At 42.3% G+C, this 12,967-nt stretch carries 6 protein-coding genes; 2 read left to right on the forward strand and 4 right to left on the reverse strand.

Translation table 11 applies throughout. The features are described 5' to 3' along the window. Nucleotides 1-177 precede the first annotated feature (177 nt). Together E2R65_RS00795 and E2R65_RS00800 are read left to right on the forward strand one after the other, a co-directional pair. Nucleotides 178-1,071, forward strand: a complete 894-nt coding sequence (locus E2R65_RS00795) for a helix-turn-helix domain-containing protein (RefSeq protein WP_134334574.1) — start codon at nucleotides 178-180, stop codon at nucleotides 1,069-1,071. 277 nt (nucleotides 1,072-1,348) lie between these two features. Then, on the forward strand, nucleotides 1,349-4,126 hold the full coding sequence (locus E2R65_RS00800; protein ID WP_134334575.1) for an alpha-L-rhamnosidase: 2,778 nt from the start codon (nucleotides 1,349-1,351) through the stop codon (nucleotides 4,124-4,126). 146 nt (nucleotides 4,127-4,272) lie between these two features. Here E2R65_RS00800 and E2R65_RS00805 read toward each other — a convergent pair whose 3' ends face one another. From E2R65_RS00805 to E2R65_RS00820, 4 genes are all read right to left on the reverse strand, one after another. Then, the gene (locus E2R65_RS00805) at nucleotides 4,273-5,442 is read right to left on the reverse strand and encodes a hypothetical protein (RefSeq protein WP_134334576.1); all 1,170 of its coding nucleotides are present in this window, start codon (nucleotides 5,440-5,442) and stop codon (nucleotides 4,273-4,275) included. Between the two features lie 163 nt (nucleotides 5,443-5,605). Further along, nucleotides 5,606-8,842 carry a GH92 family glycosyl hydrolase gene (locus E2R65_RS00810; RefSeq protein ID WP_158285185.1) on the reverse strand — a complete coding sequence of 1,079 codons (3,237 nt, stop codon included), beginning with the start codon at nucleotides 8,840-8,842 and terminating at the stop codon, nucleotides 5,606-5,608. 32 nt (nucleotides 8,843-8,874) lie between these two features. Next, nucleotides 8,875-10,002 carry an acyltransferase family protein gene (locus tag E2R65_RS00815; RefSeq protein ID WP_134334578.1) on the reverse strand — a complete coding sequence of 376 codons (1,128 nt, stop codon included), beginning with the start codon at nucleotides 10,000-10,002 and terminating at the stop codon, nucleotides 8,875-8,877. Nucleotides 10,003-10,021: 19 nt separating this feature from the next. After that, nucleotides 10,022-12,967, reverse strand: coding sequence for a beta-galactosidase (locus E2R65_RS00820; protein WP_134334579.1), 2,946 nt, complete (start codon nucleotides 12,965-12,967; stop codon nucleotides 10,022-10,024).

Below are 12,967 nucleotides of genomic sequence, written 5' to 3' on the forward strand. Positions count from 1 at the left end.
AATCAAAGCTATCGGCAGGCACCTTACTACAATTATCCATTTTGACAAATAGGTTACACTTTCTGACAAAAAGATCCGGACGCTTTATTTTAAGTTTATTTAAGCTTTTATTTGCATATATAAACCAGCCCTAAAAGCAACCCTACAGCAGAGCCTGCGTTTTATAACCAATTGCAAATGATAAATTATTGTAAATACCTCCCCGTAAATCCGGAGGATGAAGCCTGGGGTTTAACAATATTAAATGCCGGGCATACGCATATTGCTAAATCTGCGGCCTACCCTGGCACTGGCCATCCATCTAATTATTATTTTACCTGGAAGAACGGCAGGATATTGCATGAATACCAAATTATTTACATTACAAGCGGAGAAGGCGTTTTTGAGTCAGAGCATTGCAAATTAAGGCAGGTTAAAGAAGGCAGCATTATTTTCTTATATCCCAATGAGCGCCATCGTTATAAACCCAACGAAAAAACAGGCTGGAACGAGTATTGGATAGGATTAAAGGGCGAGATCATTGAAAACATCATAAAAAATGAATTTTTCAACATCCAGCATCCGGTAATTGATGTTGGCCTGAAAGACACGCTGTTTACGCTTTTTGAAGATATAGTTGAAAAAACCAAAAGTGAAAAGCCGGGTTATCAGCCGGCCACAGCCGGGGCGGCGGTGCACCTGTTAGGTAATATATTTGCCGAAATAAAACAGGCTTCATTCGCCGGGGAAGACAATATACAGGCGCTTGTAGATCGCGCACGATTTCTGCTGCGTAACCACATGAACCAGCATATCACATCAGAGGCTATTGCTTCAGAATTGCAGGTAGGCTATTCATGGTTCAGAAAAACATTTAAAAAATATACAGGTATGGCCCCAAATCAATACCTGATACAACTGAAGATCCAACAATCGAAAGAGTTGCTGCTGGTACCCGAAAACTCTGTTAAAAGTGTAGCTTACCTGCTAAACTTCGAATCGATACCCTACTTTTCTAAACTATTCAAAATAAAAACGGGCCAAACCCCACAAGATTACCGAAACAACGGCCTTAAAAAATACGGCACATAACCCTTGTGTTTGTATTCACTAATACGTAACCCTTAACCTGCTTTATACAATAAATATATCAAAACAGACATGTTAAATATCAAAATAGATAACATGCTGTGTGGCAACACTATTAAATTTGATATTGTTATCGTTATAAACAAATAAAAATAATTCCACTGCCCTAAATAATGTATTGCAAAGTGCATGTTACGGCTAAAAATGTGGAATTATGCTGATAATGATGCTGGTTAAGGTAGACAACTGGCACCTATTATAAAATAAGATAATTATATACATGACCAAAAACCTTAAAAGTATCTTCGTATTTTGTTTACTGCTATTTGTATCGCTAAAGGTATCGGCACAAATTACTGTATCTGCTTTACGGTGCGAATACCGGGATGCCCCCCTCGGCATCAACTCCCCTAACCCACAACTTAGTTGGCTATTAGCATCAAATGCTCAAAATGTTAAACAAACTGCCTATCGTATATTAGTTGCAGACGATGCTGCACTACTACAAAAAAACACCGGCAACATTTGGGATTCTAAAAAAATCGTTTCTGATAAATCGATACAGGTAATATATGCCGGCAAAAAACTGGCGTCAGCTAAGGTTTATTATTGGAAGCTGATGGTTTGGGACAACCAGGGTAAAGCATCTGCCTGGAGCAAACCATCAAAATGGCAAATGGGTTTATTGACCGCTGCCGACTGGAAGGGCGCAAAATGGATAGCCTATGAAAAAATGCCCGATTCATTACGTATCGTACCAGCTATAGACAACCCCGCCGATAGCAGGTGGAATAAAGGCAATGATGTTTTGCCACTGATGCGTAAGGAAGTTACTATAACTAAAGAAATTAAAAAAGCAACCATATTTATTACAGGGCTTGGCCAGTTTGATTTGAGTATCAACGGCAAAAAAGTTGGCGATCATTTCTTAGACCCCGGATGGACACAGTATGATAAACATGCCCAATACATTTGTTTTGATATCACCGGTAACCTGGTAAAAGGCGGTAATGTTTTTGGGATGATGCTGGGCAACGGTTTTTACTATGTACCAGGCGATAGATATCATAAACTAAAAAGCGCATATGGCTATCCTAAAATGATATGCCGTACGCTGATTGAGTATAAAGACGGCACCACCGGAAATGTTATAAGCGACGAAAGCTGGAAGGCGGCCCCCGGCCCGGTAACCTACTCCAGCATTTACGGCGGCGAAGATTATAACGCCACTTTGCACCGCCAGGGCTGGGATAAAACAGGCTTTAACGATGCACAATTCCGCAATGCAGTATTAGTGAGCGGCCCGCAGGTACTTGAGGCACAGCAACAGGAGCCGCTAAAGATATTTGACGAGTTTAGTGTAAAAAAAATAACACAACCCAAACCCGGTGTATGGGTGTATGATATGGGGCAAAATGCATCTGCCATTCCATTCATAAAAGTTAAAGGTAAACGTGGTACGATCATAAAAATAACCCCTGCTGAACTGCTGGATGACCAGGGCCTGGTATTACAGGCCCCGGTTGGCAGCCCTGTTTATTTTAATTACACGCTTAATGGCGAAGGTACCGAAAGCTGGAAACCACAGTTTATGTATTACGGCTTTCGCTATATACAAATAGAAGGTGCGGTGCCCCAGGGCGAGGCCGGTAATTCGCAACTGCCAACGTTGTTAGAAGTTAAAAGCCTGCACACTCGTAACAGCGCCGCAGATGCCGGTTCATTCACCTGCTCAAACGAATTATTTAACAAAATATTTAAGCTGATAGACTGGGCGATACGCAGTAACACGGTTAGTGTTTTTACTGATTGCCCTCACCGCGAAAAACTGGGCTGGCTGGAAGAGGCTCACCTGGTTGGCAGCTCGATACACTATAATTATGATATTGCCACCTTAAGCCGCAAGGTGATAAGGGACATGATAAACTCGCAAACCAAAGACGGGCTGATACCGGATATTGCGCCCGAATTTGTGAAATTTGGAGGCCCGTTTCGCGATTCGCCCGAATGGGGAAGCAGCAGTGTTATTTTGCCTTATTATGTTTACCAATGGTATGGCGATAAACAAATACTGCAGGAAAGTTATGATATGATGGCTCGCTACGTAGCGTATCTGGAAAGTAAATCAAAAAACCACTTGCTGTACTTTGGCCTTGGCGACTGGTATGATATCGGCCCGAAAGACCTGGGGCCTTCTCAACTAACACCCGGTGGCATCACCAGTACAGCCTATTATTATTACGATTTAACACTGCTATCTAAAATTGCAGGGATAGTTAATAAACCTGCGGATGAGAAAAAATATGCTGCTTTAGCTGCCGGGGTAAAGGCGGTTTACAACAAAACTTTTTTCAATCCTAAAACAAGCCAGTATGGTACGGGCAGCCAGGCCGCTAATGCCATATCGGTGTACATGGGTTTAGCAGATCCTGAACATAAAAGCAAGATCATAGATAATATTGTTCAGGATATTCGTAATCATAACAACGGTGTTACCGCAGGTGATATCGGCTACCGCTATTTATTAAGAGTATTGGATGAAGCAGGCCGGTCTGACGTAATATTTGATATGAACAACAGAAGCGATGTGCCCGGATACGGTTACCAGCTTGCCCAGGGCGCTACCGCACTTACCGAATCGTGGCAGGGTAACCGCATATCAAGCAACAATCATTTTATGCTTGGCCACCTGATGGAATGGTTTTACAGTGGCTTGGGTGGCATCCGGTCAGATACCGGGTCAAACGGCTTCCGTGAGATCGTTATCCGCCCGGAAATTGTAGGTGATGTAAATGAGGTAAAAGCAAATTATATGTCGCCATATGGCAATATCGCTAACGAATGGAAAAAGGAAGCCAATACTTTTTACATGACTACAACCATCCCTGTTAATACCACAGCTGTTATCTATCTGCCTGCAAAAAAAAGCAGTAACATTACTGTAGGCGGTAAAAGCATTAAAGCTAACAGCACACTCAAACTGATAAATATAGAAAACGGCAAGGCCGTAATAAAAGCCGGATCAGGAAAATATTCATTTAAAGTAGTTGATGAATAGTAGGGCATTTGTGCGCACCTGTTTTATAACCATATAACAAGTGCCCCAAAAGCTAATGCCTTGCAGCTACATTAATTAGTAACAAACCCCGTAAAATATACTGTTTACGGGGTTTGCTGCTGGTAATACTACATCCTATCATTACTTTACAAATTTTTACCGCTATTATCCCCTGCTGCATCGCTACCTGGCTCAACAGGCGCGCCCGGCTGAGGTGGCGGTGGCGGCGGTGTTGGAAGCTGACCATTGTCGGCGATATCGGTACCTACCTGCTTGGCCGGTGCATTTTGCTCTTTGGTAGCTTCTGTAATTTTCAAGCCGGCGTAAGTACCTGAACTGATGCCCAACAGCAGCAATATATTGTTATCAAAATCGGGCAAAAGATTTGTTGCAAATGCTTTCTGAATAAAAACCGCACCAAAAAACACATTAAATATTACACTTTGCAGGCGCTGTACATTGATGCTGCTTCCGTCAGACAAAATATCGATCAGCCAGCCTTCGCTTTTAGCATCCGGATCTATCGCTACGCCGTCTTTACCGTGGTTATCTACCACTTTGCTTACTGCGGCAGTAGAAACGCTGATACCGATAATGGCCAATACAGATGCCGGAATATCTGGCAGGGTGTTGGTAGCCAAACAAATACTAAGATAGGATGCTACCAGTATCAGCGTCCAATAAAGCAACTGGGTACGGCTTAAAGAATAATACAGGTTGTTATCATCCTTAAGCACCCTGCGGTTCAACCCCAGTATAACCAGTGCTATAATAATAATTACCATCGCTATCACCCATATTTTGCCTATTTTTTGCCTTACTTCAATATACGTAGCAAAAGCCGCCTCTAAATAAATCTTCTTTCCATTACCAACTCCAAGGCGAACAGGTATTATTGCTTTCTCAAAAGCGTTGCCTTTAAGTGCTTTTACCAAAAAATCATTAACAACGGTATCCATCTCAAAATAAATAATACCATCTTGCGGGCTCACCTTCCATGGTTTAGTGTTGGAGAGTTGGATGCCATTAATAAACAGCATTTTAAAAGAATCTATCGGCAATGCGGTACGGATCCTGATACCGATGATCTCTTTTGTTTTGACAGAATCCTGCCCGGATGCTATATTTCTTATCGATAGAATTGTATCAACCGATGGCTTTTTAACAACAGTATCTTTTACAGCAACCGGTTTTTCCTGTTGCCGGATTACAGCTGTTTGCGCATTGGAATCAATTGAACACAGTAAACAAAATACTGTTAATAATCCGGCATGTATGATTTGCCGAATTGCAGGAAAGTTGCTTGGTATTTTCATGCTTTTAAAGTTTAGGTTTTTAAAAGTAATCAAATACTTTTTAATAAAAAGGGTGAAAACACCTGTTTTTAAGATAGATACATATTGAAATTCAGTATTATAACAGCATATTAAGGCATGTACTATTAACAAAGTAAAATTGCATCCCGATAACTGTATTATTTTATCTGCCGTATTTAAAAATAGCCTCAATAACTTCTCCGGAAAGTGCCTTACCATAAATTCTTATATCATCTATGTATCCATGAAATATCCTTTCGGAAGGAAATTCCTCGTTACGCCCAAATTGCCACTTATTGCTTACAGATAAATTTACCTTCCCTTCAACTTTTGCCGTACCACTTAACTTACCGTCTATATAAACAAATAGCGTAGTACCATTACAAACACCCGCAATATGGTGCCATTTGTCTTTCCAGTTTTGAGGAAGTGGTACGGTGCAATCGCCCCTGCCCCAGCCACCAGCGAAAAAAGTAAGCGTTTTATTGTCGGTGGTTTGTAATACGTGCGAATCACCTTTAGTTATCATATCCACCAACCCTCTTTCGGTAGCTTGTGGATTTACCCAAGCCATCATCGTAATGGTTTCATCTAAATTATCCAAACTGGCTGACGACGGTACCTCCAGGTAACAATTATCACCAAATAAAATCTGTTTTAGTGTAGGTATATTTATACCTATAGTTGTTATAACACGTGCATTATTATCCAGGCCCGATTGATCTTTAAGGTAAGGTAAGCTGTCCTTCCCTACATCCGGCAAATGAAGTAAAAGCGAACCAGCATCATCTGCATAAACTTTATACTTTTGGTTTAAGCCGCCAACTCTTATTGTTTTTAATCCGGCTTTATTTTCATTAAAACTATAAGTGTGAATTTTACTTTCTCCGGCTGCAAGGCTTACCTTATAAGTATGTATAATGGTATCGTTTAAATACAAGGGTACAGCAAAATCATGGTTTTGACCGGTTAAGTTTTTAATTACGAAACTTATTTTTTGTTCTTGCTTATATTGCACCAGCGGCTGCAAGTGAAGTGAAGATAACCCGTATGGCTGCAGAACAGGCTGCAAAGGTTCGGTAACGTTAACTATCCCAACCGGCTTATTATTCAAAGCTATTTTTGCCTTGCCTAAATGGTATAACCGGCAGCTTATCGAATCGGTAAGCGTTTCTCCCTGCTTAACCAAGCTGTTCATTACAGCAATTTCTTTATGATCAACCGTCAGGCTTATTTGCTTTGTACCTGCAGAACCGGTGTTAGCTAAGGTAAAATATACCCATAACTGTTCATTGGGCTGTATTTTATTTTTTTGCAGGCGATAACTTAGTAAATGGATGTCAGCGTTGCTTTTTGTTACCGACAATATCGCCGGATCATCCGTTTTACGGTTATTTTTACCCATTTTAAACCGCATCACTCCGCCATTTGTTATCTGTTGATGGGCGATTACCAATTGCCTGCTAAGTTTACCATTAATGGTTAAAGTGCTTACCTTATTATTGCCTGCAGATGCCCCATCACTTTTAATAACCCATGTTTTATGATTGGGCAAGCTTAATTTTACTGATTTAAATAAAGGTGTACCAATTGCATATTGGGGCAGCCCCGGGCATACCGGAAAGATGCCTAAAGCATTAAATATATAAGCGCTCGACATTGACCCTAAGTCGTCATTACCGGGTAAACCACCGGGGCTGTTCTTGTATCGCGTCAGCAAAATATTCCTGATCCACTTTTGGGTAAGATCGGGGCGGCCGGCTGCATTGAACAGGTAAGGCACATGCACCACGGTTTCGTTGTCATACAAAATAACATGGTGGCTCAAAGCCGAATCGAGGCGTTTAACAAATGCCTCATTACCCCCCAACAGGTTCACCAGATCTTTGGCGTTATGCGGCACAAAATAAGAATAAACCCATCTGTCTCCCTCCTTGTAGCCAGACATGCCCGGTTCCGTTTTAAAGGCATCATTTAATCGCGGCAGTAAAAACAAAGATTTTGGATAAAAAAGGTTTCTGTAATTATATCCCCGCTGCTGTAAAATCTCATAATCTGTCTTATCTTTCATTACTTCTTTGGCATATTGTGCCAAAGCCCAGTCATCATAAGCATATTCTACCGTACGCGTTACCGACTCCGACCTGGTATATGGTATATATCCCATCTGGTGATAAATGCCCATATCAGTTTGCACAAAAGGAGAATCCACGATATTGCTTTTCATTGCTTGATAAGCCAGCGCCTTATCATACCCGGTAATGCCTTTTAAATATGCATCAACTATAATAGGTACAGCATGATTACCTGTCATACTTTCGGTAGGTAAATGGCCGGTTTGCTTATAAATATCCAGCATCGATATAATAACATCGTTTTGCTTTTGCGGATATAACAAACTTAATAGCGGATGTAACGACCGGAAGGTATCCCAGGGAGAGAACCCGCCATACTGGTACTTGCCGCTTGCCTGGCACACTTTGCCATCGTTGCCACGGTAACTGCCGTCAGCATCAGATATTACCCAGGGAATTAAAAGCGAATGGTATAATGCTGTATAAAATATTGTTTTGTTATTGGTGTTATCATCTTCAACATCAACTGTAGCCAGTTGCATAGCCCAACTACGCGCAGTGGCTTTTGCCAATTCATCAAGGGTAAGGCTACCCAATTCTTTATCAATATTATTTTGCGCCCCATTATAATTTACGGTAGATGTACTCAGTTTAATGCTGATAAACCTTTTTGCTGCCCCGGTGCTTTTAAAAGTAAACAGATAGCCGTTATTTTCCTTTTTCTTACTGATAAAGTCCTCGCTGAAATTATAAACGGTGTTTAACAAAGCCCCATGTAAAACTTTACCGGAAACGATAGTCAGATCACCGCTGTTACCGATAAATATCTGTGGTTTACTATCAATGGGAAATGTAAAACGAAGCATACCGCTTCGGGTTGCAGCGGCGGCTTCAGTAGTGATGCCATTATTAAAAGTCACTTTATAATAACCGGGCTTGGCAGCCTCATTACTGTGGGTAAAACGGCTGCTGTAAACCCCTGCTTTAAAAGCTTCATCTCCCAATGCAGGCATTACATATAACTTACCTAACGAACCTTCGGGAAAACCGCTATTATGGCCTGCACAGCTAAAGTAATAAATGGATGAGTCTGCAAAATTATATCCCTTGGCTCCGGTTACCCGCGTTTCCGGGCTGATCTGTATAAAACCCGATGGCGCAACGGCGCCGGGGTATGTGCCGCCATCACCGCCCCAACGGGTTAGCGCGCCGCTTTTAGCCGTACCTATAAAAGGATTTACATAAGCAAGGTTATTATTTTTTAATTGTGCGTTAGCAACAATAGCAGCTACATTAAAAAACAACAAAAACAGCACACACCTCATCCGTATTAAATTCGCTTTAAACATGGCCCAACTTATATTTTTATGTAGATCTTTTTCCTGTCGAGCGTATAGCCAACCAGCCAGCATAATAACATATAGCACAAGGCAAAAACCAATGTACCCAAAGCACCGGGGAATACACGCTGATAGAATACCTGGTTAACCCAATCGTAAAAACTAAGGCCTGGCTTAACCCAAATCACCTGCAACACAGTCAATAGCAACTCGGATAGCAAATAAATAGCCAGCGAATTGCGGCCGAAAACCAGGAAAAAATTGTTTGTACCTGTAAACTTTTTCAGCTCAATAACGTAGATCAGGATACCGATGATCGCCAGATCAAGCCCGATAGTGAGTAAAGTAAAAGTGCTTGTCCATAATTTTTTAGCAAACGGGAAAAATTGCCCCCAAAACAAAGCTATACCAATTAACAAAGCCCCTGCTATTAACAGTTTAGCAACCGACTCATAATTGCGCCCCTTTTTTTGAATGTAAGCGCCTGTAAGGTAGCCCGCAATTACGTTTACTATTGCCGGCAGGGTGCTTAGTAACCCTTCCGGATCAAATGCAATAGGGCCACCTTTATCATGATATAGATGCGCATTGCCCATAATCAGAATATCTAATTTGGTGCCGGCATTACCCAGCATAGTAAGTTGTTTACCTGGCTCGCCAAGCAGTACTAAAAACACCCAGTAACCGGCCAAAAGAACTATAGATATAATAACAGCTGTTTGTTTGGTACAATAATGTACAATGAGTGCGCCAAAAAAGTAACAGATGGCTATACGCTGTAAAACACCCATAATACGGGTTTTAGCCAACGGATTGAAAACCCATGTACCAGCCTCGCGGTGCACAAAAGGAAACCAATACATCAAATAGCCTAAAAAAAATATAATAAAGGTACGTTTGGCTATCTTTTTTAAAAAAGCACCATCACTGCCAAATTTATCTTTCGAAAAACTAAGCGCATTGCCAACGGCAAATAAAAAAGATGGAAATACGAGGTCGGTTGGGGTAAAACCGAACCAGGCGGCATGGTCAAGCGGCGCCCATTGCAAGGCGCCTGAGCCCGGCGCATTCACAATAATCATGAAGCAGATCGTCATTCCCCTAAATACGTCGAGCGTTATAAATCTGTTATTAGCTAAAGCCATAGCATTATATGTGTTAATCTTATTTTCCTTCGAGCGAATAAATTACCCTTGAGGCCTGTTTTTCTAATTGTATGCTCACCATACCGGGGCGTTTGCCGTTTTCATCATAAATCACCAATTGGTTTGAACCGGGTATTAACCAGCAAGATGGAATATACATACCTATATCCCCTATCTTTTCGGGATAGCGGCCCAGGTTATGGCCGTTAACCCATACCGACCCATAACTTAACCCATCGGTGTGCACCCGCCAGATCAACTCTTTACCCTTAGCGGCAGGTAATACAAATGCCGAGCGGTACAATTGCGGACCTGTATAAACCGTGCCGACAAACAATTTCTTCCATCCCCGCTGATCAGCAATATTACCGGGGCCGCCAAGCATTTTCCAGCCTCTTACGGTTGTGGCTTTGCCGATACTGTTGATCTTTACCGGCTGATCAATGCCTCCTTCGTTTGAGTGATTGGATACAAAAATGGTAAGCCTTACCGGCTTTTGCAGTATTTCGGCATTATTCACTTCCACTTTAAAAGGCGAATTCCACCCGTTGTGGGATGCAACCTGCCTGCCATTAATAAAAACAATAGCGTCCTCATCAACACTTTTAAAGCTGATGGTTAGTTTGGATATTGCCCCTGCCTGTACCGGGATAATGGTTTCAAACCAGCCGTAACCTTCCTGCTTATTAAATGCATCGTCGCCAATGTTATACTTTTGCCAGTTTACAGTATCTGATTGGGGGATGCCATTCTTCACCTCTCCCGCCCCGTGGGCTTTCTTAAAATACCAATTCTGAAGGGTAGAAATAAAAGGGCCGCCCTTTTTTATGCTCACCGGCCCGGAGATCCCTTTGGGGTCGACATCTGTAATAGCGCCGGTGTAGGCAGCCAGTTTATCCCGGCCGTCATGCGCGGTAAAAATCGCCAGCGTGTGCTTCCCCCTTTTTAAAGGTAATGATAGTTCACTATCCGCTATCTTCCAGCTCGCCACTTTCACCCCGTCTACAAAAGCTATTGCGCGGCCGCCTCCAGCAATTTGTAAGGTATATTTACCGTTTAACGGAATATTTAAATGCGTACGATACCAGGCATCTGCTGTTAAATTACCATCGGCACCCATTTGTAAAGGATTGGCAGATGCAAACCACTTACTATCGTTAAAATTACCAGTAGCGTAAACCGCGGCATTTTTGTGCTGCCAGGGGGATAAGATAAGCTTCGAAGGTACTTTTAAATTAGGCTGATGAATACTTTTTAATACTACCGAGGCCTTTTCGGTATATAGCATCGCATCACTCATACTTAAACCTGCTAAAGGCTGCTCTGCCTCAAACTGAACACGGTTATTTTTCACAACCACATCCCCTAAGTACGATGGACCACTTACGATTGCGTTTGCATCTGCGACTTCGGTCGCCCAGGTTTTATCCATACCTGCGGCGTCGGCAATCAGCACACGAATACGTTTATCGCCAACTTCAAAAATATATTCTTTTTCGAAGCCCGGCTTATTTTCGGTTTGCAAAATAACAGATTGCCCATTAACGCTAAAGCGCTGTTTTCCTTTAGTAAAAATTGCGTTCTGTACTGTTTCAAAATTCAACAAAGCTTTGCCGCCTTCAGGTACCTCCACTAAAATTGTGGCGGTATTGCCCTGTTTAAATAGGCCATAAATCCGCGTAAGCGCCCATTTAAGCTTTACTTTATCGTTGATATGATAATTATGAACAAGTGGATAGATCTCTCCGGCTGATAGTTTAAGGTGCGCAGCAGGTAATTTTGCATCAACTACAATAGATTTTTCCATCACGGTATTCCCCGGATTATCTAAAAATATCACTTCACCGGCATCGCTTTTACGCGCTGTTATTTTTAATGTGGTATCAGCAAGCAGGCTCTTATAAGCAGCTGTTGCATCTGTACCATCGGCCAAAACATCCTGAAAACTGCGGGCAAAAAAACCAGCTCGTTTAAAGGCAAAATAAATGGGCCGCAGGTCCCCGGCCTGGCCTACGGCTGCACCATAATCATATGAAGCCGCATCTTCATCATTATTGCTGTAATTGAAGTTGGAACCACCGTGCGCCATATAGTAATTGTAACCGCCGCCGCCATGCGCTATTATTTTCCAAGTGCGCCGGGCATAAACAGCTGAATCGGCTGGCTTGGCACCATACTGGGAATACCAAACACTCCAAAACTCGGTAGAGAACCATGGGTTAGGCCGGGCGGCATCATCCAGCGTACCATCTCCTGCCGGGTCGCTGGCGTGGTGCAGGCCGCTAAAAAAGTATGGTACCTGCAAGCCCTGGGCTAATGCTTTGCTTTGCAAACGCTTAAAGTAATTATTGGGTACAGCCGTGCCCCAGCCATCGTTATGTTCATTCTCCAGCTGAACTATAATGACCGGGCCGCCCCTATTAATTTGCTGCTTACATACAATAGGCAGCAGCTTATCAAAATAGCGGTCGACATATTTCACGAAGGCCTCATTATCCTCCCGAACGCGTAACCCGGGTTTAAACTTTAGCCATAAAGGGTAACCACCCAGGTCCCACTCGGCACAGTAATAAGGCCCTACCCTAACAATAGCGTACAGATCCAATTGTTTTACAAGATCCAGAAACCTGTTCAGATCATGGTCGCCTGTAAACACAAACTTCCCTTCATGCGGTTCGTGGAAGTTCCATAAAGTATAGATCTCTACACAATTAAACCCGGCACGTTTTAGCCGCAACAACCTGTCGTACCATAGCTGCTGAGGTACCCGGGCATACTCTAAACCTGCTGAAACTAAAAAGGTGGGTTTCCCATTAATTAAAAATCCCTTTTTATTAAAATTAATAAAAGATTTAGCAGCTGCATGCGGCGGGAAGATATGATCGTTTATTGCCTGAGATCTTGCTTTGTTGATACCAATTGTACACCCCAGTAAAAGTAAAAAGCTGTAGATACTAACTTTCAT

It is taken from the genome of Mucilaginibacter phyllosphaerae (genome assembly GCF_004378255.1).
In the GTDB taxonomy this organism is placed as follows: domain Bacteria; phylum Bacteroidota; class Bacteroidia; order Sphingobacteriales; family Sphingobacteriaceae; genus Mucilaginibacter; species Mucilaginibacter phyllosphaerae.

Coding starts and splice junctions, on each gene's coding strand:
- E2R65_RS00795 (WP_134334574.1), top strand. CDS start 178: ATGATAAATTATTGTAAATACCTCCCCGTAAATCCGGAGGATGAAGCC.
- E2R65_RS00800 (WP_134334575.1), top strand. CDS start 1,349: ATGACCAAAAACCTTAAAAGTATCTTCGTATTTTGTTTACTGCTATTT.
- E2R65_RS00805 (WP_134334576.1), bottom strand. CDS start 5,442: ATGAAAATACCAAGCAACTTTCCTGCAATTCGGCAAATCATACATGCC.
- E2R65_RS00810 (WP_158285185.1), bottom strand. CDS start 8,842: ATGAGGTGTGTGCTGTTTTTGTTGTTTTTTAATGTAGCTGCTATTGTT.
- E2R65_RS00815 (WP_134334578.1), bottom strand. CDS start 10,002: ATGGCTTTAGCTAATAACAGATTTATAACGCTCGACGTATTTAGGGGA.
- E2R65_RS00820 (WP_134334579.1), bottom strand. CDS start 12,967: ATGAAAGTTAGTATCTACAGCTTTTTACTTTTACTGGGGTGTACAATT.